A 17,792-nucleotide genomic window follows, 5' to 3' on the forward strand; every position below is an offset into this window, starting at 1 on the left:
ACACCGGGGTGTCCCAGTTTTATCAGGGTAAAGATGGCCCGTTTGAACTGACCGACTCTTCGCTTGGTGTCGTCAGCACCTGATTGAGCCGCTTCCCGGCCTCCTCCAGACGCTGGCAGGCGGCGAAAAAATGGGGGTTCTCCTCCTTGATGGCCGTGATGATGGTCTCCAGAACTTCTGGCTCCATAGCGTGGATCTGCTCTTTGGTCAGATCGGTAAAGGTGCGAATATCTTGGATGGTGACCTCTTCAAACAATACGTTGCCCACCCAGTCAGGCTCTGCAGACTGCCCATCCACCGCTTTGCTGAAGAACTCGTAGATCTCACCCACGGTAAACTTGCGCACATGGTAGGTGAGATCCCCTGCTGTCTTGGCAATCAGACGTCCCATGGTCTTCACCCTTCAATCTGCATCAGTTTGAAGAACTGGGAGACGCCTGCGCCAGTTTTGCCGTCGTCTTTCAATACGTCGAAGGTAAATTCAATGCTGCCAAAGTCGTCGGTGACCAGCCCCAGGGAGGATGGAGTGTTCTTCACCCGATAGACATCCAACACCACAGGCTTGCCATCGAAGGCTTGGTTGAATCCGTCGAACGCCATGATGTACTCTTTACCGGCATTGAGGATTGCCTCAACCGTGGCCGAGGAGGCATGGGTGTAGGTCATGAGTACCGTATCCCCATCCACCACATTTTCAGCGGCCTCTAGAATCCGAACCCCACCCCCTTTGACCTCATAGTCAGTACCCTCGACCAGGGGTGTACCGCCATTGGTGAGGGAGACGGCAGAGAGATCCACCCCCTCTTTGGCCCGGAGATACCCACCCCGATAGGCCACATGGGATTCATCCGTAACGGTACCGCCCGTAACAGACCCAGACTCACCAAAGGTGGCCATGGCCAGGGATTCGGTATCAAAGCCATGGGCCGTAATCACCAACTGCACATCGGTGATGAGGGAGACGGTGTCGGCGGTACCCCCACCGGGAGTGGAGTAGTTTTTGAGAGTTTTCTTCTCCTCACTGAAACTGAGTTCGACTTTGGAAGCTTCGCCCAAAAAGCGCATGCCTGCGCCGCCACCAAAGGGGCCGATGAAGCATTCGCCGCCGCCGATGAGTGTGTGCGTTTTTTTGCTCATTTTTCCAACCTTTGTGTATTGTGGTGGCCATAGGAGCCATTCCACATATTCATAGGAGAAAGACCATGGCCAAGACGCCAAAGCCTGAACCGCCCAAGCGGCGAAATGCCATCGCGCGGGTGGTCACCCAGATCCCGCAGCAGATGATCCCCAACAAGAAAAAGCAGCAGAAGCCCAAACATCGCCCCGATTTCCGCAAGGATTGGGGCGATGCCTTTTTTGAGCTACTGCAGCATCAGTTTTTGAAGATGAAAGAGGTTTGAAAGGCCAACGGGAAGTAGAAGATCCCGTTGGGCGAATAGTCTGGTGAATAAACCGACTGTGTCCGCTGAAACGGTTTGAACGTTGCTCTATCGGGCGTCCACCCCACCACTGTGTTGATCACCCGGCTGATCAGTGCCCCGGCATCACTCTCGGCATCCCGCACCACCACCAGACAGAGCCAGGTCTGCTCAACCTTCTGCTGATTACCCTGGACTGGCCCCGGCTTGTCCTCTTCCAGAAAGATGATCACCGTAGGGGGTAATTCTGCCTCTTCATGAATCACCGGCGTGCCCCAGGATGAGAGCACGCGGATCTCCTCAAGCTGATCCTTCAACCGCTGAACGATCAGCCCTTCAACCTGCAAATAATTTTGCACCTCAGATCCTTATCAACGGCGGTAACACAGAGATCAGCGGTGGCTTACATGGACCTATGCTGGGGATTGCCGCACCAACGCCATCGGCGCAGTCACTGGGGCCAAACCGATGGGGAAAGGCAGGGGTAATCTGGGTCAATACCTGACAGTGACTGGCCGGAGGAATGGGTACGTTGAGAAGACCAACCAGGGGGATACCTGATGGATAGGCGATGCTGGAGGTTGCCCTTGGCTCCAGATAGCCTCCCATATAGGAGACGGCCTGGTCCAGAAGTGCCGCATGGCTGCCGTATCGCTCAAGAACACCACCCACAGATGGGAGAGGCCAATAGGCACCCTCCAGGGCAAAACCGGGATCATTCAGATCAGCCATGATCAGCCCTTACGAATGATCATGGATTCGGTGGGTCCGTTGGTCTGCACCACCGAGTACTGCTTGCCATCCATGGAGAGCACATCGTGGGTTGCCGCCATATTGTCGGGGATCACCCAGATATCGCACAGCGAGGAGATCTCTCCGTACATCAGGGGCATATGGTTAACGTTGTGGCCCATCAAAGGCCAGGCTGGGATGGTGGAACCACCGGCACCATCCGGTACCTTCTGGTCACTGCCCGAAGGCATGGCCAATGTTGAGAAACAGACCGTTCCAGCGGTTAGTGACGCTGATGTGCCTGTGACAGGGGTCTCGTCTTTCTGCATCTGTCGGGGTGAATAACCCAAAGTGCCATACATGGCATATCCGAGGTTGCACCACAGAAACGGCGGCCACCCGGCGGCCGGGGTATCCCAGGGCAAGTATCGGGTTCGTTCCACAATACCGGATGGACCAGGTTTGATGGTACTGGCCCACCCTGCTGCCGTCTGGCTGGCAAACATGACAAACCGTGCTGAGGCCCAGATATAAAGCGACCCCCCATTGCTCGTATCGATGCGTTGGTTGTAGCTGGTGCTGTCACTGGTGCTCGCCATATTGGTCCCAGCGTGACCCGTTGCATCCCATGCTTCATACACCTTGGGAAACAGATAGCCGGTGGTGTTCAGATCCACACACAGATATTTGAAGGCGCTGGCATCATCCGCCAGCGGGGCCTTCAGACACTGCATGTTGGTTCCGGCGCTGGCATCATGCAGGGTCCATCCGGCTGCCACCTGAGAGATAATCTGGGTAGAGGCCTGATTGCAGGATGCCGACAAGGTCGCCTTATCGGTGGTGCCGGTCAGCAGCGAGACAATATCCGACAGCATGTTGCTGATGCTGGCTCCAGCGTTGTAATCATAACGTGCGTACACGATGGTTGCTCCTATCGATAGTCATAGGATCCACGCAGATCCCAGCGCTTATTAAACTTGGTGGAGCCTTCGGCAAACAGGATGGAGACCGGATTGCCCCCCTCATAGGCGATGCGCCGGACAAACCATGCTTCATCGGTATCCAGGGCCCCTGGATTGGCCTGCCCGATGTATTCAGGGTTGCCATCCAGGTCATAGGCGATACGGCGGATGAGCAGGCTCTCCGCCTCATGCACCAGTTCGGGAAACACCTTCTTGAACAGAGACACCATTACCTCCGAAGAATTAGCGCCAACCAACCATCCCCACGGGGTTGCACATCCATGACGCGGTAGTTGATCCCACCGACCGCTACCCCATCACCCACCGCAGGACGAGAAAGGAAGTCGGCCTCTCGCCCCTCAATGACCGGTCGATAGCTCTGCACCGGCACCCCAACGGCATCGATGGTGGTGATCTCACGGCTGGAATCAAAAATGGCGGAGAGCTCGGAAGGCTCCCCGCCAGCGGGGGTGTGGATGATGGCTTGACCAAAGACCTCGATACAGGCTGCGTTTAGATCATTCAGCCCGTCATCCCAGATGGCCATGATCAGCTGGCGGTCAGTTTGACCAGCACGCCAGGGCGGTGGCACATGGGCAGCGGGTTGGACTGGGTGTGCAGGTCGGTGCCCCGTTCAAACTTACGGGGCTCCTGCTTGGCATAGAGCGGCTGCCCCAGGGTGTTAACCGACTCATTGAAGTCAGCCGGGGCAAAATAGGTACAGAATGTCTGGCTGGTCCCTGTAGGAAACGCATGCCCTTCACTCTCAGCGATAAAGCGTCGCACAGTCCCACCGGGATCGGTAGCTTGGCCCCGATACTCTTCAAACAGGATTCCGCCAAACTCAAACCCATGACGCATATCACTACGCAACATCAGACCTTGCTGCCAAAGCTGATAGGCGCTTTCGACGCGGGCATGCCCGGTCAGGGCATCCATAAACTCTGGAGAGACCAGTACATGGATCCCGGTCATAAACTCACCCCGGAGGTTATCCTCCAGATAGCGTTTCAGCTCCAGGCACTTGGCCTTCACATCGGTGGTGGCGTCATCCAACTCAAAGTTGATGGTCTTGGGGATGATCTGGAACTCATCAAAGAGGTTGTAGATTACCGAGCCATCGGCATCGAGTATCTCTCCCTTCAAAGCCCCCATACGCAGGTGCTCCAGGGTGATGGCATGTTTATCCCGCATGGATTGCAGGTGCATGGCCAGTACGTCGGAGACCGCCTCAAGCTCCCCTTCACTGCCGAAGGCACGCACCCCGGCAATCTCTTCAGGGAGCACCACATCATCATGGGGGATATGGGGAATAACAAAGGAGCGGATACGCCGTTTTCCGCGCTTACCGGTACTTCCAGGGGATCCTACCGCTGCGGTAGGCAGCAGGGAGAGCACTCCATTGCGCTCTTCAATGGCAATCTGACGCTGGCGCACAGGACGGGCGGGCATGATGCCCATGCCATCCAGTTTGCCATAGCGATTGGGTAGGATGTTGATGGCTGCCGTCAGGGCGACGGTACCGAACGCATCATTATTGAATGGATTTGCGGCAAGAGCCATGATCATACTCCCAAACGGATAAGGATGCCCCGGGCCTCAAGGGCCGCCGTGGCTTCCAGTTTCTGTGTTTCATTGATGGATTCAGGCCAGACCACAGCATGGTCAGCCAGGATGGCGTGACGAAGGATCGCCACTTCGGGCACATCCTGACCCACTGGGGCCACTACCCGCTGGGCGATGATGCCGATGGGATCAGCGCTTCCATCCACCGCTGCGGGGTCCATGGCCACTACGTTGCCATCCCCGGTGACCAGCACGGTGAAGTAATCCCCCACCACAAAGTCGGTAGCACCATCTGTAATGGTGAATTTCAGGTGGGAGGTATCGTAGGCCACTCCGACCGTCACATCGGGCAGGCGGTGACCATTGGGATCCACTACCTGAAAGGTGCCGCTGTCAGCGCTGGCGATGATGCAGGTGAGACTGTAGACACCGGGCACGGCCTGGGATCCCAGGGTAACGGTCCCGATGGTGCCATCCCCGGAGTTACCCGCATCGGCCGCAGCGGCTACCTCGGATTTGGTACGGCGACCAATCACGGTACCTACAGGCAGCACCCGTTCGGTCCCCACCCCACCCAGCACGGTGACGGTCTCTCGGGAATAAAGGTTGGGGGCTTCAAACTTGAGCACATCCCCAAGATTGTTGGCTTGTTGAATCGCAGGCATGGTTGATTACCTCCTTATTAACCGGCGAGTTTGCGGCAGGAGGCCACAACCGGGTTGGTTTCAAGACTCTGTCTGGGCTGCATACGGGTGCCATCGCCAGGCATCACCTCGGAGTGGATCTCCTCAGCATCGGCCCGTTTGGCTAGTAGCTCTTTGCGCACCACTTCAGCAGAGGTTCCTTCGGCGATATAGCCGCCTGCCAAGTGAGGCATGCCCGCCAGGGCACAGAGATCGACAATGGCCTGAGCCTCATTGCGCATCTGTTTGCCATGCTCGGCACGGACCTTGTCTAGGTCCACAACGTTGGATACCGCAGATTGGTCAGTCAAATCCGACATTATGTCGGATTTGGCGTGAAGGTCAGGTTTGGATTGTCGTGACGTGACAACAGATGTTTCAGCCGCCGGATTTTCTTCCATGGGCATGGTTTCCTCCATATACACAGGTTCCCGCGGCAGTGCCGCTCGGTGAGAATGGGTCTTTTTGGACGCATCAATAGTTATTGACAGGCCAGCCAGGGCATCCCGGATGGTGCCGACCTGATCGGCCAGACCAGAGCTCACAGCGTTACTTCCAAAGAAGAGTCCCGCTTCAGTGGCTCTGACCGCAGCCTCTGGCATACCCCGCCCTGATGCCACCATGCCGGTGAACATGCCGTAGAGGCGGTCGACCTCCTGTTGCAGGTTGAAGCGAGCTGCATCCGACAGCGGAGCGTGGCTGGAGAAGTCATTCTTGCGGGCCCCAGCAAACACCGTGGTGTAGCTGCGCCCCTCTTTGGCATCCTTCTCCGACTCATCCACATGAGCAGCTATGACGCCGATGGAGCCCACCCCCGCAGTCTGGGGCACAATAATGCGATGAGCCTGGGAAGCGATGAGATAGGCGGCGGAAAAAGCATCATCCGCCAGCGCCCAGATGGGCTTGCCCTGCCCCGCCTCCTGGATCATGGCGGCCAGATCGAACACGCCCCCAACCTCACCACCAGGGGAGTCGATATCCATTAGGATTGCTCGCACGGCTGGGTCGGTGGCGGCATCCAGCAGTTTTTCTTCAATGGATGCGTAGGACATGAGCCCCGAAGCAGCCTCGACGGCCCCCACCCGTTTCACCAGGGTGCCGTGGATGGGCACGATGGCGATTCCATTAGGCGTGACCATCAAATCAGAGCTGTGATCCTTGGGCTCAAAGCCGCTGGGCATGGCCGTTGGCTCCAAGCCGACGCGGGGACCAATGACCGAGAGAATAGTCTCCAAGCGGGCGCGATCGACCATGAGCGGTGTCCCGAGGATTCGGGATGCCATATGGGATAGATTGGTCATGATAACCTCTACAAACAGAAAACCCCGCCAGAGCGGGGTTAAGGATTGAACATTTGTGTTGCAAACCTGCTTTCAAATACTTTACGTTCTGCTGATAAGGCATATAGAAAATCAGCTATTTAAGGATTCGATCATGGAAAAAAACATTCTTCTCATTGAGGATGACCTCATCACCCAAACGCTCCTCAAAGACATGCTTGAAGATTATGGTTTCTTCGTTTTCACCGCCTCCGATGGGAATGAAGGCACGAAAATGATGGAGCACAATCATTTTGATCTTGTACTTACAGACATCATCATGCCTGAAAAGGAAGGTCTTCAACTCATTCGAGAGACCAAGTGGCGATGGCCTCACCTTAAGGTCATTGCCATGTCAACAGGAGGCTCATTTTCAGGTGGTCCCGACTATCTGCAAACAGCCAAGGATTTTGGTGCTGTAGCTTCTATTGTAAAGCCTATTGATTCGGACAACTTGCTCAAAACCATACGATCCGTCTTAGACTCTGAAATTCAACAGGAAACCTACTGAGCTAATACTGGGCGATGATCGTTTGTGGGGCCTGGGGGCACCGCCAGTCACTTTTATTGACAGAGCTTATTCGGTAAGATCTACCAACTCCTTATCACTCTGCTTGCTGTCCCGTGATACTCCCGACCGGGAAGTACGCCGTGAGTCAGAGTCAAACACCAGCCCCAGTTCATCGGCACGCTTGTTATCGGCTACGATCTCCCGGTCGATCTCTTCGATGTCATAGCCGTAGGTAGAGACTGCTTCAGCCCGACTGAGCAGACCAGCCCGGATCGCCCAGATGATGGAGTTCATCTCTTTTTGTGGATCCACCCAGGTCCACCCTTGGGGTATCCACTTCACCGCCAGATATTCACGGCGGCGTTTGCTGTACTCGGGAAGCTGCAAAGCACCCGACAAAACAGCCTGATCCATCCACCGTTCCCATACAGGGCGGCAAAGCTGATGGATCAAGACCATGCGCTGGATCTGTTCCATACGACGGCGAAACTCCACCATGCCAGCACGGATGGAGGAGTAGTTCACCCCAGTGAGGTCGCCGGTGAGTTGTTCATAGGTCAATCCCAAGCCCACCGCCACAGCGCGGAGTTGGGTGCGCATGAACTCCCCGTATTGACCGCCCACGTCGGCAGGGTCTGAGAACTTCACATCCTCACCGGGTAAGAGTACCTGCATGGTGCCGGGAGCCCAGGTGACCGGGACAGATCCGTTCTCATCGGGATCCTGACCGTCCTCACCGCCGACGCCCAACTCGGGGTCAGGTTTGGTGATGAAGCCGGCGATGAGCGCGGCGGTCTTTTTGCGTACCAACTCCGCATCATCGTACTGATCCAGTTCGTGGAGTCGCACCAGCGCCTGAGCCATCCAGGGTTCACCCCGAAGCTGACCAGGGCGTAGCGGTTTAAAGATGTGGCACACTTCTGAGCCTGGCACCCGGACCATATCCCCCGCTTTGAACAGCATGGGCTGTTCACCGGGGTGTTCCCTAAACAGATGGTAAGCGACACGGCGACCTATTTTGTCGAACTCAATCCCAGCCCTGACTCGGTGGCCATTGGGCAGATCCCGGCTGTCACTGGCAGGGAGATGTTCGGGCTCCAACACCTGGAGTTGAAGGGGGACTAACAAGCCATCACGGGCATCCCGATTGCGCAGCCGTACCAGCACCTCGCCCCCCTCGATCATAGCGCGGGCAATCAAAGCCTGAAGGCCATAGAAGCCCAACATGCCGTGGGCATCGGCCTCTTTTGTCCAGGCCAGCCATAGAGACTGAATCTGGGCTTTGATCTGGGGGTCTTTCACCGTGGATTGAGGCTTGATGCCGGTACCCACAAGGCTCCCAACCAGAGAGTCTACAGCGTTGGATGCCCAGGCATTACGGCGCACCAAGTCTCGTGAGCGTGCACGCATAAGGGTGACATCGCGAAACAGCAGGGCATTGATCCCGGCCTCTTCCGGTTGCCAATTGCCCAGCCGCCGACCAGATGCGGCCCCTTCATATCCTGCCCGGCGTTTGGGAGGACCACCAAACAGGCGCTTAAACAGCTTCATTAGAGATCCTTATTGCTGCGCACGCGCAGGTGTCGGGCGACACGACGACCACTGCTGCGATTGATTTCCCGATCCAGAAGATCCAACGCCTCACGGGCCTGGGTCAGATCATATTGAACCGTCTTATCCCCATGACTGACGCGGGTTTGAAGGGACTCCAACCGCTCCAAGAGCCTGTCCCGGCGGATCTGTAGTTCATCTACGTCAGCCATATTTATTAGCCTTCCACAATTCTATGAACAGATTTCTTTGAAAACGCTTTTAGCTGCCGATAAGTATGAAAAACAGACTACGAGGAACACCACCATGACAAAGTCAGCCAAATCCAATCTAACTACACTGCTTAGTCAACTCCGCAAGCAGAGCGGCATTCAGCCTATTCCTCTGAACCAGCAAGAGGCCAAGTTACCTTTAGCCGCTCTGGGCGCAGCCTTTTCCAAGCCAACGACAAAACCTCCGACGGAAGAGAAAGAAAAGTCAACCACATCACCCGGACCTCTTGAGCGTGCTCTTTCGGCCTACCGGAAACATTGATTAGACCCAACTGGATTGAATAACCCGGCGTTTAGGTTTGATCTTCTTTTGCTGCACTTTGCCGGGCTCAGGCATCGCATCTTTAAGAGGGTGTTCAGCGATCTTCTCAACCGCCATGTTGAGCCGAAACCCCATGGCAATCAGCCCCTGTAGTGCCGCCATGGCGTACACTCGGCAATCCAGGGCCTCGTTGCGATCGGAATCCCGCTTCTTCCACTCCCGAATGGGGCGGCCCTTGTGATAACGGGTCACCACCGATTCGGCAGTGAGCTGTTTGAAGTAGTCCCCATCCCGTTGCATGGGAAAGTGCAGATAGCCGGGACCTGGCTCTTCAATGCGTAGACGGGAGAGGATCGCCTCTTTGCAGGCATCTACACCCACGATGAAAAGGGGTACTTTGCCCTTATTCTTGGTGGAGGGCTTGCGGGGCCAGATGGGTACTCCCTGACCACCACGCCCCTTGATGGCCCAGATCCTTCGGCCCTGCCTGGATCGGCAGAAGGCATAGGACTTCAGGGTATGGTGACCACCGGTATCAATGGCAGCGGCCCGGATCGTCATATCCGGTAGTTGCCGACTATGTGGGCGTGGATATCGGAGCAGATTATCCAGATCTTCCCACACCGCTGGGGAAGAGGGATCCCCCCACAGCACCCGGTAGTCGATGGACCAGGACTCTTCATCCCGTCCCCAACCTACGATTTCAATTTCAAGACGATCATCCTGCACATCCACACCAGCTGTGAGCACAGCCACATCAGCAGGGAGCAGTGCACCCCACGCCTCTCGACGCTCCATGAGCCCTTCGTCATCGATACGGTCACCTTGCTCCTCCCAACACTGCCCCATTTTAGTGTTGACCCAGGTCTTTAATCGAGATGGATCCTTGTGCACCAGACCATGCTCCACCGCAATATCCCCCCAGGAGGTCCAGCCATGGGGGCTATAGAGGGAGGAGAGGTGAAAGCCTGCGGTTTTCCCATCCCCAGCAGCCGCCGCTCGCCAGACGCCGTTTTCCAGCATCCAGCCCTTTTGATGGTCAGCCAGCTGTGATTCACAGTGTGGACAGAGGTAATACGCCAGCTTGCGTTCCCCATGAGGCCATTTCACCTGGGCCCATGTCAGCACTTGAAACTCACCACACTCTGGGCAGGGTACCCAGAACTGACGCTGATCGCTCTCGGCATAGGCCGCTTCAATGCGGCTGAATCCTTTGATGGTGGGTGTGCTGGTGAGCAGCACCTTGCGGTTGGAGAAGTTCGCCGTGCGCTGAATGGCCAGCGCCACCGGATCCCCTTCGCCATCGGCATCACCCGGAAAGCGATCCACCTCATCCATAAACAGGTAACGGATGGGCGCGGAAGAGAGCCCCACCGCGCTGTTGGCTCCGGTCATCAACAGGATTCCACCGGGGAACTCCTTGGAGAGCACCGTGTTGCCGGAATCCCGTGACCGAGCCGGTTTTACCCGCTCACGGATCTCAGAACTTGATTCGATCAGCGGTCCCACCCGCTGTTTGGAGTAGCGCTTAGCCATCTCTACCGTGGGCTGAACCATCAGCATGGGCCCTGGTGCATGGTGGATCACATAACCCACCCAGTTCAGGCCACACTCGGTTTTGCCCAGCTGACTGCCAAACATCGCCACCACCCGCTCAATGGGTGAGCTGGGTGAAAGAGAGTCCATCACCTCTTGCAGATAGGGGGTGCGATCGGTACGCCATGGCCCCGGTTCACCCGAGGCCACCGAAGAGAGCATGCGGTGTTCATCAGCCCATTCAGAGACCGTCAGATGCGGATCGGGCATCAACCCCTGAAGGAATGCATCCTCGTAGATCCTTGCCGCTGAGATAGCCATCTTAGTTTATTGAAATTGCATCGTTTTATGCTGGATAGAGGCTTTGGATCTATGGCTATATAGATCCTACAAAAGCGAACATCTAGGAGCTTGAAAATGAACGAGAAACTGAATCATGAGCAACGCCTTGAAGCCTTTGCCAAAGAGTTGGCAGAACTCACCCGCAAGTACGGAGTAGCCGTCAGCGTCACCGGCGGAGTGATCATCGACCAACCAGAGGCTTTCGAGGAGATCGAATACTTCACAGCAAACGAGGGGGACCTACTTCCCCACATTGGCGACAACTGGCTTTGAGACCAACCTCACAACGGAGAACGAACATGACCATCCAACTGAGCCCGACCCAACGGACCATCCTTGAAACGGCAGCCAACCGGGACAATCTCCAGATCATGCCTCTACCTACCAACAATCCAAGTTGGGGATTCTGGGGGACATCCAGACATAACGGCTATGACCAAGAGATGACTTGGCTGGCCGCCAGCCACTTCTTTGCAAACAGCTACAATCTCGACGCACAGGATACCAGAGACCTTCTGGACAGCGTTTTCGGACGCCACCTTGCCGATGACCTAAGCTTCATTGAGGGCGGGCCAGCTACCCCTGAAGCCATTACCGACCATCTGGCCAAGAGAATGGCAAACAGAAGCTATAAAAGCTGGATTGACGACGCCGTGCATGCGATCCAGCACCCCACTCGATGAAGAGAAGTGGTCTTCAGCGACAAACCAGGCCAAAACAAACAGGAGAAGAGAGATGATTAACCTCACTCATACTCAACAGACCATTCTTAAAGCCGCTGCCCAGCGCCCAGACGGGTCGATCAATCCTTTACCAGAACGGATCAAAGGGGGCGCATCGGTAAAGGTGATCAACGCCTTGGAAGCCAAAGGCTTGATCGAGAACGTAAGCATCAACCCACCCTACCCCAACTGGGTCCTTACCAGCGCTGCATACCAGGCTATTGGCCAGGAGCCTCCTGCTCTACCTCCCGTCGAGAACCAGATCATCGACGCCATGACTGAGGAAACAGCAGGAGAGAAGCCCGAGGAAACAGAGACCCCGAATGATCCTGAGGCTGGGATTTTCAGCAGGATCGCCCTGGATTACCTTTTCATCGACACGCTGGAAACCCGCAAATCCGACAGCCTCGACTTCCACAACGTCAGCGTCTGGGGCGTCCAGAGCGCTTTGGAAGCCGCCTTCCAGGCTGGGGTTGAAGCAGCACAACGCAAAACGCCCCAATCTAGAGGGACCAGGGCGAACTCGAAACAGGCCAGAATGATTGAGATGATGCAGCGGCCTGGCGGAGCCACATTGGAGCAAATCGCCGCCGAGACGGGATGGAATAAAAGTACGATCAGGGGCGCGATCTCCGGCACCCTGAAGAAGAAGTTGGGCCTTGATGTCAGCCGCGACAAGGTCGATGGGGGGACCACCTACCATATTGGCTGAACTCCAACCGAATACCACCAGAACCCACCCGGCATCGACCGGGCGGTTCTGCTACTACGCCGGTCAGCCGTTTACGGCATCTTTGAGCACCTTGCCGGCTTTGAACTTCACATTCTTCGAGGCCGCGATCTTAATCTCTTGCCCGGTTTTAGGGTTCCGACCTGTGCGAGCAGCCCGCTCATCGATTTGGAACGCGCCAAAGCCGGAAATGCTCACACCATCACCGCCCTTCAGTGCATCGGTCATAGCGGCAAAGGTGGCTTTGATCGCCTTGTCGGCATTGGCCTGGCTCAGGCCGGAGGATTCAGCAACAGCCTTCTTCAGTTCAGTCAGATTCATGGGGCTCTCCCTGGGGGAAAGAGTGGTTCGGATGGATAAACTCAATCGATCCACTTTACGTTTTCCATCATTATCTGAAAAGAGCTGTTGAATCAGGGGTCCAGATCGATACCGCGCTGGGCGGCGATCTCATCAAAACTTTCCCCGCCGGAACCATCCAGGTAGACGATCTTCCCCGTGGCTTGAATGAACCGCTTTACCGCCACATCCACATAGACCGGTGAGATCTCCATGGCATGCACCCTCCGCCCAGTCATCTCCCCGGCCATGATCTGGGAACCAGATCCGCTGAAGGGCTCGTAGCAGAGGCCGCCTCGTTCCACATGCTGACGCATGGGAATGGCGAAACAGTCCAGTGGTTTGGGCGTGGGATGGTCAGGTCGCTCCTCACCGGAGAGCCCACGAATGTCCCAGACGGTGGAAAGGAACTCGGCGCCGTTGATCTTGGGCGGCATGTTGCCCTTGATCCAGCCCATCAAGCAGGGCTCGTGCTTCCACAGGTACTTGGAGCGGGTGAGGACACCTTTCTCCTTGTTCCAGATGATCTGCTGGTGCTGAAAGGCACCCATCTTTTCCCATACCGCTTCCAGCATTGCCTGCCGTTTAGATGCATGCCAGCAGTACCAAGCCGCGTTGGGCTCAATGGCGTGGTCGATGGCGGCGCGGATAAACCCCTCATAGAGCTCAGGCCCTTGGGAGGAGTCATCCCAAGTCACGCCGTAGCTATCCGACCAGTCCTTATTGAGGGATTCCCGCTTACGGCTCTCTTTGGAACCGGGATGATTGGTACCATCGTAATCCACCAGATAGGGAGGATCCGTGGCGAAGAGGATGGCCCGCTCACCGTTCATCAACCGAATCACATCATCGGGATTGAGGCTGCTACCGCATAGGAGGCGATGCTCCCCAAGGATCCACAGATCCCCGGTTTTGGAAACCGGGTTGGCTGGAGGCTCAGGAACTACCTCATCGGCCCCCGCAGCAGTCCCACTGCCATCACCATCCATATCATCTGCAAAGCCGTCCAGCAGGTCCCGCATCTCTTCATCGGTGAATCCCACCAGGGAGAGATTGAATTCATCCTCCTGAAGCCGAGCAAGCTCTGCCGCCAGGATCGACTCATCCCAGCCACCATCCAGCGCCAGCCTATTGTCCGCCAGGATATAGGCACGGCGCTGAGCATCAGAGAGATGATCCAACACCACAACTGGCACCTGTGCTAGGCCAATGCGCTGGGCGGCAGAGAGACGGCAGTGACCGGCAATGATGCCATCCTTACCGTCCACCAGGATGGGGTTGGTAAAGCCAAACTCCACCATGCTGGCCGCCACCTTGGCGACCTGCTCATCACTGTGGGTACGGGCGTTGCCCGCATAGGGCAACAGCCGATCCGTTGGCCACAGTTCAATCCGTTCGGCCATGGCAGGGATCTCATTCATGCTTCAATTCCTCAAGGGCTTTTCTCAGTTCCTGATCCAACCTCTCCTCAATCACCCCGGCATCATTTTCGGATGCCAGCACGGAGGAGAGCCGGTGGGGGATGGTAAAGAGCCGATCCCGAACCCGGCGGGCCAGATTGAATGCGGATACCTTCACCTCGTCACTGCTGACCAGCTGTTCCGAGCGCTCCTCAAAATCCAGTTTGACCAAGCGGGCGCTGTAGGCCTCCCGAATGGCCCGGCTGGTCTGGTAGTCCGGAGCCCCCTGTTTCAGAGGTGGTGACGGTGGTGTTTGGGATGCGAACCTCTGGGGCGGGTTCGCAGGGGGTGCGTACCCCGGGTTCGCATTGGGGTTCGCAACTTGGCTCGCAGGAGGTTCGCGCTGTTGAGCGGGGTTGGTGTTCCGTTCCCAGGCCGCGTCTGCTTTGGCCGGATCTACCGTGCCATCCGGCTCCTTGCTGATGCGCCCGGCCTTGATCGCCTTACGTACAGCGGCATCAGAGACGCCGCGCAATTTGGCGTACTGCCGAATGGAAACGCCCATTGCGCTCTCATCTATTCCTCAGTGCTGTGGTGGATGGGTGCGAACCTAAGTGCGAACCGCGAACCCGTTTTTATTACTGTCGCTAGGCAACTCAAGCGCTCACACGGAACCCATCGATTTTACAGCGTTCCAGGTCCCGTGCGATTTTTCCAGGGGCCAACAATTGCTTCTGCCAATAGGTCATCAAGGCATTATCTCGATAGGGTTGTGAAAGCGTCTCGACCCAATCCATAAAGGGTGTGGATCCTTTTGATCTATTGCACTGGTCACATGCCACAACCAAGTTACTCACACCATGGATACCACCACTTGCAATGGGATCCATATGGTCAAGCGTGCTATTTGAAGCTATTAAATCCTCACCGCAGTATGGACACTCATCAAACTCTTTCAGCAATGCCATGGCAGACCCTTTCTCCATGGTACCGTCATGTTGATCCATCACACGGCTTTGACCACCGCTCCACTGCGATACTCTCTCTGGGTTGTCATGCTTGTAAGCCTGACTACGTACACGTTCATTGGTTCTGAACTCAGGATCTCTTTGATAGCGAATCCGATATCGATCTGCGACAGATAAACGATGATCCGACCAGGGAGTACCCTTCGACGCATAGAAGGCGTTCAGCCACCAATCTGGAGCTGTCTGATATACCCAGCGGTTCCAAGCCTCAGTCGCATCCCGTTTGGCATGTCTGGCTTCTTGCCGCTCTAATGCTTCTGCCTGGACCTCGTCAATAGTATGATATTGTCGGCCTTTGTTCTCATTGATCCGGCGCCGTTCTGCCTGCCGTTGCACCTTTGTGCGCTTTCTACTCTTAAGCCTGCACCTTTCGAGTTCACACTCAGCACAATGCCCACTGATATAAAGTTTCTGCTTGTCTTTGTAGAAACGCGACGGGAAGTCAGCAATGGGCTTATCTTTGCCACACTTTTTACAGACCTTGCGTGCTGGTTTCTCTTCGTTCATGAGCTTCCCCCAATACAAAAATGCCCCGTAAATTTCTCTACGAGGCCTGGATCAGGTTGAACTTGAATGAATCTGGATATTGGAGACTGTTTCTTGTACCCTAGTGTCAAACTTTGACATAGGAGGTGTTCATGGCCACCAACGTTAGTTTGACCCCCGAACTGGAATCCTTCGCCCGCTCTTGTGTCGAGAGCGGTCGTTTCAATAGCGTCAGCGAGGTAGTACGCCAGGCCCTACGTCGCCTTAAAGAGGATGAGGAACGCCGCACCAAGTTTGATGCCATGCTTGATGCCGTTAAAGAAGAGGCCCAACGTGAAGGGACCTATACGGCAGATCAGGTTCTGGAAGAAATGGATGAAATTATTGATCGTGTTTCAAAATGAAGCCTGCCGTTTTTACTCCTCAAGGACGGCGAGATCTTCAAGGGGCCGCCAAAGATCTTGGAAATGAAAACCCCATGGCTGCTCGAGCGCTACGAGAGGCTATTAAAAAGGCAACCCGGCTACTTGGTGAATATCCATTCGCGGGTCAAGAGCGTACCGATATCACTTCCCGCGATGTGAGGTTTTTAGTCGTCCATGGGTTTGAATATGTGATCGTTTATGACCCCTACCCTTCACCAGCAGAAATTCAACGTGTGCTGCATACCAAACGGGATCTGAATGCCATATTGGATGAGGATCGCTAAGTTAATGGGCTGAAGCCATGGCCTCGGTGATGGCTTCGTTGAAGTTCTTTTGAAAACGCGACTCAACCACACCCTTGACCGTATCCATGAATCCAAAGCGGGGCTTGATCTCAACTCGATCCACAAAGCGGTACATCATCTTCAGCTTACGCCCCTTACGACCTCTACGACGCCACACAGCGTGGGTAGAGGGATCATCATGCAAGGGCGCGATGAAGTGATTGGGCTTCTTCAGCAGAGCACCAGGAAACTTCCCTGGCCGGGTCACGGACTTGGGATTGGGACGGGCACCATATGGGATGGCCAGCGAATCCCCAGATTGGGAGCGTTTGGCCCCACCGGTCTCCTGGAGTGCCATGAAAGGATCCAGCACCCGAACAGAGGCCTGCAGATCACTCTTCTTGGCCGGTTTGATCCGGATGCCTTTAGCTACCCATCCGGTGCGGATGGTGAAGCGCTCTGGCAGACGGCGGCGTACCTCTGCTTGAGCATCTTGTGCTGTGCGGGTCAGAGCTAGGGCGGTGGCGTAGCAAGCCTGTTTGGCTAAGTTGGTCGTAGCCCTATCAACCTGTCCTCTGTTAATTTCTATATTTAAATCCATCGCTTCTGAATTTTCTCAAAAAAAAGTTGGTTCTAACCTTGTATTGCTAATACAACGCACCTAGATAGAGCTTACCCTGCAGCGCGCGTGAGGCCACGTTCCTAGGCCCACATGAGTAATTCGACAGGAACAGGGACTGTTGGCTGGCTGGGCGTGGACATTAATCGAAGGGTCTCCATAGCACCGCTAGATGTCTGCTCCTACCTCCCTGAATCCATTACGTGTAAAGGGGCTCTGACGGTCCTGACCCACGGCGCTTGCTGGTTTACATAGCCGAGGTTGGATCCTGCAGCGTGCGTGAACTCTGTGTACCCAAGCCCATGTATGGAAAGAACGGAGGACCTGTTTATTATAATCTGGATTGGTGAGAAGGCATTTCACCTCAACCCACATTCAGTTTTGCCACCGCCTTCTATCAATCCTCAGGTCCAGTAAAACAGATGGGGCTTCCGTGGTCAGAGTCACGGCGTTCGCGGGATCCGAACTCTATTTGGTCAACTGTAAGAAGCTGTTAATGTTTAAGGGTCAAGCGCCATGGTGCAACTTCGCTACTCCTTAACTATCGACTTGGGCATCTATCTTTTCTGTACTGTGCTACTCTTGCTGGGCATATACGGGTAAGG

The 17,792-nt window shown here is 55.5% G+C and carries 26 protein-coding genes; 8 read left to right on the forward strand and 18 right to left on the reverse strand.

Features of this window, described 5'->3' with window-relative positions; genetic code table 11:
• Window positions 1-22 precede the first annotated feature (22 nt).
• Window positions 23-391 carry a hypothetical protein gene (locus MMC1_RS14360; protein ID WP_011714381.1) on the reverse strand — a complete coding sequence of 123 codons (369 nt, stop codon included), beginning with the start codon at window positions 389-391 and terminating at the stop codon, window positions 23-25.
• Window positions 392-396: 5 nt separating this feature from the next.
• Window positions 397-1,137 (reverse strand): phage tail tube protein, encoded by a 741-nt coding sequence (locus MMC1_RS20390; protein WP_011714382.1) that lies wholly within the window; start codon window positions 1,135-1,137, stop codon window positions 397-399.
• Between the two features lie 65 nt (window positions 1,138-1,202).
• Between MMC1_RS20390 and MMC1_RS14370 the strand changes: the two genes are divergently transcribed.
• Window positions 1,203-1,400 (forward strand): hypothetical protein, encoded by a 198-nt coding sequence (locus MMC1_RS14370; RefSeq protein WP_041640935.1) that lies wholly within the window; start codon window positions 1,203-1,205, stop codon window positions 1,398-1,400.
• Here MMC1_RS14370 and MMC1_RS14375 read toward each other — a convergent pair.
• The 8 genes from MMC1_RS14375 to MMC1_RS14415 are packed head-to-tail and all read right to left on the reverse strand — an operon-like array spanning window position 1,373 to window position 6,662.
• Window positions 1,373-1,777 (reverse strand): phage tail terminator protein, encoded by a 405-nt coding sequence (locus tag MMC1_RS14375; protein ID WP_011714383.1) that lies wholly within the window; start codon window positions 1,775-1,777, stop codon window positions 1,373-1,375. The genes MMC1_RS14370 and MMC1_RS14375 overlap by 28 nt on opposite strands.
• Before the next feature lies 1 nt (window position 1,778).
• Window positions 1,779-2,150 carry a hypothetical protein gene (locus MMC1_RS14380; RefSeq protein WP_011714384.1) on the reverse strand — a complete coding sequence of 124 codons (372 nt, stop codon included), beginning with the start codon at window positions 2,148-2,150 and terminating at the stop codon, window positions 1,779-1,781.
• A gap of 2 nt (window positions 2,151-2,152) precedes the next feature.
• On the reverse strand, window positions 2,153-3,070 hold the full coding sequence (locus MMC1_RS14385) for a hypothetical protein (protein ID WP_011714385.1): 918 nt from the start codon (window positions 3,068-3,070) through the stop codon (window positions 2,153-2,155).
• Window positions 3,071-3,081: 11 nt separating this feature from the next.
• Window positions 3,082-3,342 (reverse strand): hypothetical protein, encoded by a 261-nt coding sequence (locus MMC1_RS14390; RefSeq protein WP_041641263.1) that lies wholly within the window; start codon window positions 3,340-3,342, stop codon window positions 3,082-3,084.
• Complete coding sequence (locus MMC1_RS14395) at window positions 3,342-3,659, reverse strand: head-tail joining protein (RefSeq protein ID WP_011714387.1); 318 nt, start codon at window positions 3,657-3,659, stop codon at window positions 3,342-3,344. Before MMC1_RS14395 ends, MMC1_RS14390 begins: the two co-directional genes overlap by 1 nt.
• A 2-nt stretch (window positions 3,660-3,661) precedes the next feature.
• Complete coding sequence (locus MMC1_RS14400; RefSeq protein ID WP_011714388.1) at window positions 3,662-4,675, reverse strand: major capsid protein; 1,014 nt, start codon at window positions 4,673-4,675, stop codon at window positions 3,662-3,664.
• 2 nt (window positions 4,676-4,677) lie between these two features.
• Window positions 4,678-5,343: a head decoration protein gene (locus tag MMC1_RS20395; RefSeq protein WP_011714389.1), complete on the reverse strand. Its 666-nt coding sequence runs from the start codon at window positions 5,341-5,343 to the stop codon at window positions 4,678-4,680.
• A gap of 17 nt (window positions 5,344-5,360) precedes the next feature.
• Window positions 5,361-6,662: a S49 family peptidase gene (locus tag MMC1_RS14415; protein ID WP_011714390.1), complete on the reverse strand. Its 1,302-nt coding sequence runs from the start codon at window positions 6,660-6,662 to the stop codon at window positions 5,361-5,363.
• A 133-nt stretch (window positions 6,663-6,795) separates the two neighbouring features.
• Between MMC1_RS14415 and MMC1_RS14420 the strand changes: the two genes are divergently transcribed.
• A complete protein-coding gene (locus MMC1_RS14420) occupies window positions 6,796-7,191 on the forward strand; it encodes a response regulator (protein WP_041642833.1) in 396 nt (131 codons plus the stop codon).
• Between the two features lie 66 nt (window positions 7,192-7,257).
• On the opposite strand, the gene MMC1_RS14425 is transcribed toward MMC1_RS14420, so the two are convergent.
• On the reverse strand, window positions 7,258-8,742 hold the full coding sequence (locus tag MMC1_RS14425) for a phage portal protein (RefSeq protein ID WP_011714392.1): 1,485 nt from the start codon (window positions 8,740-8,742) through the stop codon (window positions 7,258-7,260).
• Window positions 8,742-8,954 (reverse strand): phage head-tail joining protein, encoded by a 213-nt coding sequence (locus MMC1_RS14430; RefSeq protein ID WP_011714393.1) that lies wholly within the window; start codon window positions 8,952-8,954, stop codon window positions 8,742-8,744. The genes MMC1_RS14425 and MMC1_RS14430 overlap by 1 nt, the downstream gene beginning before the upstream one ends.
• Before the next feature lie 94 nt (window positions 8,955-9,048).
• On the opposite strand from MMC1_RS14430, the gene MMC1_RS14435 reads away from it, so the two are divergent.
• Window positions 9,049-9,276 carry a hypothetical protein gene (locus MMC1_RS14435; RefSeq protein WP_041641154.1) on the forward strand — a complete coding sequence of 76 codons (228 nt, stop codon included), beginning with the start codon at window positions 9,049-9,051 and terminating at the stop codon, window positions 9,274-9,276.
• Here MMC1_RS14435 and MMC1_RS14440 read toward each other — a convergent pair whose 3' ends face one another.
• Window positions 9,277-11,133: a phage terminase large subunit family protein gene (locus MMC1_RS14440; protein ID WP_011714394.1), complete on the reverse strand. Its 1,857-nt coding sequence runs from the start codon at window positions 11,131-11,133 to the stop codon at window positions 9,277-9,279. It abuts the gene before it with no gap.
• 96 nt (window positions 11,134-11,229) lie between these two features.
• Between MMC1_RS14440 and MMC1_RS14445 the strand changes: the two genes are divergently transcribed.
• Genes MMC1_RS14445 through MMC1_RS20400 form a run of 3 tightly spaced genes read left to right on the forward strand, consistent with a single transcriptional unit; the run spans window position 11,230 to window position 12,588 of the window.
• Entirely contained in the window at window positions 11,230-11,427 is a 198-nt protein-coding gene (locus tag MMC1_RS14445) for a hypothetical protein (protein ID WP_011714328.1), read from the forward strand.
• 26 nt (window positions 11,428-11,453) lie between these two features.
• A complete protein-coding gene (locus tag MMC1_RS14450) occupies window positions 11,454-11,837 on the forward strand; it encodes a hypothetical protein (protein ID WP_011714395.1) in 384 nt (127 codons plus the stop codon).
• 52 nt (window positions 11,838-11,889) lie between these two features.
• On the forward strand, window positions 11,890-12,588 hold the full coding sequence (locus MMC1_RS20400) for a DUF3489 domain-containing protein (RefSeq protein ID WP_011714396.1): 699 nt from the start codon (window positions 11,890-11,892) through the stop codon (window positions 12,586-12,588).
• Window positions 12,589-12,651: 63 nt separating this feature from the next.
• Here MMC1_RS20400 and MMC1_RS14460 read toward each other — a convergent pair whose 3' ends face one another.
• The 4 genes from MMC1_RS14460 to MMC1_RS20405 all read right to left on the reverse strand — a co-directional run bounded on the left by MMC1_RS14460 (window position 12,652) and on the right by MMC1_RS20405 (window position 15,880).
• Window positions 12,652-12,927, reverse strand: a complete 276-nt coding sequence (locus MMC1_RS14460) for an HU family DNA-binding protein (RefSeq protein ID WP_011713686.1) — start codon at window positions 12,925-12,927, stop codon at window positions 12,652-12,654.
• A gap of 92 nt (window positions 12,928-13,019) precedes the next feature.
• Entirely contained in the window at window positions 13,020-14,366 is a 1,347-nt protein-coding gene (locus MMC1_RS14465; protein WP_011714397.1) for a site-specific DNA-methyltransferase, read from the reverse strand.
• Window positions 14,359-14,910: a hypothetical protein gene (locus MMC1_RS14470; RefSeq protein WP_011714398.1), complete on the reverse strand. Its 552-nt coding sequence runs from the start codon at window positions 14,908-14,910 to the stop codon at window positions 14,359-14,361. Before MMC1_RS14470 ends, MMC1_RS14465 begins: the two co-directional genes overlap by 8 nt.
• Window positions 14,911-15,001: 91 nt before the next feature.
• A complete protein-coding gene (locus MMC1_RS20405) occupies window positions 15,002-15,880 on the reverse strand; it encodes an HNH endonuclease (RefSeq protein WP_011714399.1) in 879 nt (292 codons plus the stop codon).
• A gap of 131 nt (window positions 15,881-16,011) precedes the next feature.
• On the opposite strand from MMC1_RS20405, the gene MMC1_RS14480 reads away from it, so the two are divergent.
• Together MMC1_RS14480 and MMC1_RS14485 are read left to right on the forward strand one after the other, a co-directional pair.
• Entirely contained in the window at window positions 16,012-16,263 is a 252-nt protein-coding gene (locus MMC1_RS14480) for a type II toxin-antitoxin system ParD family antitoxin (protein WP_011712981.1), read from the forward strand.
• Window positions 16,260-16,568, forward strand: a complete 309-nt coding sequence (locus MMC1_RS14485; protein ID WP_011712980.1) for a type II toxin-antitoxin system RelE/ParE family toxin — start codon at window positions 16,260-16,262, stop codon at window positions 16,566-16,568. Before MMC1_RS14480 ends, MMC1_RS14485 begins: the two co-directional genes overlap by 4 nt.
• Window position 16,569: 1 nt before the next feature.
• Here the strand turns inward: MMC1_RS14485 and MMC1_RS14490 are convergent, their stop codons facing one another.
• Window positions 16,570-17,169 carry a hypothetical protein gene (locus MMC1_RS14490; RefSeq protein WP_011712979.1) on the reverse strand — a complete coding sequence of 200 codons (600 nt, stop codon included), beginning with the start codon at window positions 17,167-17,169 and terminating at the stop codon, window positions 16,570-16,572.
• Between the last annotated feature and the right edge of the window lie 623 nt (window positions 17,170-17,792).

The sequence above is a fragment of the Magnetococcus marinus MC-1 genome (assembly GCF_000014865.1).
Classification (GTDB): Bacteria; Pseudomonadota; Magnetococcia; order Magnetococcales; family Magnetococcaceae; genus Magnetococcus; species Magnetococcus marinus.

Coding starts and splice junctions, on each gene's coding strand:
- MMC1_RS14360 (WP_011714381.1), bottom strand. CDS start 391: ATGGGACGTCTGATTGCCAAGACAGCAGGGGATCTCACCTACCATGTG.
- MMC1_RS20390 (WP_011714382.1), bottom strand. CDS start 1,137: ATGAGCAAAAAAACGCACACACTCATCGGCGGCGGCGAATGCTTCATC.
- MMC1_RS14370 (WP_041640935.1), top strand. CDS start 1,203: ATGGCCAAGACGCCAAAGCCTGAACCGCCCAAGCGGCGAAATGCCATC.
- MMC1_RS14380 (WP_011714384.1), bottom strand. CDS start 2,150: ATGGCTGATCTGAATGATCCCGGTTTTGCCCTGGAGGGTGCCTATTGG.
- MMC1_RS14390 (WP_041641263.1), bottom strand. CDS start 3,342: ATGGTGTCTCTGTTCAAGAAGGTGTTTCCCGAACTGGTGCATGAGGCG.
- MMC1_RS14395 (WP_011714387.1), bottom strand. CDS start 3,659: ATGGCCATCTGGGATGACGGGCTGAATGATCTAAACGCAGCCTGTATC.
- MMC1_RS14400 (WP_011714388.1), bottom strand. CDS start 4,675: ATGGCTCTTGCCGCAAATCCATTCAATAATGATGCGTTCGGTACCGTC.
- MMC1_RS20395 (WP_011714389.1), bottom strand. CDS start 5,343: ATGCCTGCGATTCAACAAGCCAACAATCTTGGGGATGTGCTCAAGTTT.
- MMC1_RS14415 (WP_011714390.1), bottom strand. CDS start 6,662: ATGACCAATCTATCCCATATGGCATCCCGAATCCTCGGGACACCGCTC.
- MMC1_RS14420 (WP_041642833.1), top strand. CDS start 6,796: ATGGAAAAAAACATTCTTCTCATTGAGGATGACCTCATCACCCAAACG.
- MMC1_RS14425 (WP_011714392.1), bottom strand. CDS start 8,742: ATGAAGCTGTTTAAGCGCCTGTTTGGTGGTCCTCCCAAACGCCGGGCA.
- MMC1_RS14430 (WP_011714393.1), bottom strand. CDS start 8,954: ATGGCTGACGTAGATGAACTACAGATCCGCCGGGACAGGCTCTTGGAG.
- MMC1_RS14435 (WP_041641154.1), top strand. CDS start 9,049: ATGACAAAGTCAGCCAAATCCAATCTAACTACACTGCTTAGTCAACTC.
- MMC1_RS14440 (WP_011714394.1), bottom strand. CDS start 11,133: ATGGCTATCTCAGCGGCAAGGATCTACGAGGATGCATTCCTTCAGGGG.
- MMC1_RS14445 (WP_011714328.1), top strand. CDS start 11,230: ATGAACGAGAAACTGAATCATGAGCAACGCCTTGAAGCCTTTGCCAAA.
- MMC1_RS14450 (WP_011714395.1), top strand. CDS start 11,454: ATGACCATCCAACTGAGCCCGACCCAACGGACCATCCTTGAAACGGCA.
- MMC1_RS20400 (WP_011714396.1), top strand. CDS start 11,890: ATGATTAACCTCACTCATACTCAACAGACCATTCTTAAAGCCGCTGCC.
- MMC1_RS14460 (WP_011713686.1), bottom strand. CDS start 12,927: ATGAATCTGACTGAACTGAAGAAGGCTGTTGCTGAATCCTCCGGCCTG.
- MMC1_RS14465 (WP_011714397.1), bottom strand. CDS start 14,366: ATGAATGAGATCCCTGCCATGGCCGAACGGATTGAACTGTGGCCAACG.
- MMC1_RS14470 (WP_011714398.1), bottom strand. CDS start 14,910: ATGGGCGTTTCCATTCGGCAGTACGCCAAATTGCGCGGCGTCTCTGAT.
- MMC1_RS20405 (WP_011714399.1), bottom strand. CDS start 15,880: ATGAACGAAGAGAAACCAGCACGCAAGGTCTGTAAAAAGTGTGGCAAA.
- MMC1_RS14480 (WP_011712981.1), top strand. CDS start 16,012: ATGGCCACCAACGTTAGTTTGACCCCCGAACTGGAATCCTTCGCCCGC.
- MMC1_RS14485 (WP_011712980.1), top strand. CDS start 16,260: ATGAAGCCTGCCGTTTTTACTCCTCAAGGACGGCGAGATCTTCAAGGG.
- MMC1_RS14490 (WP_011712979.1), bottom strand. CDS start 17,169: ATGGATTTAAATATAGAAATTAACAGAGGACAGGTTGATAGGGCTACG.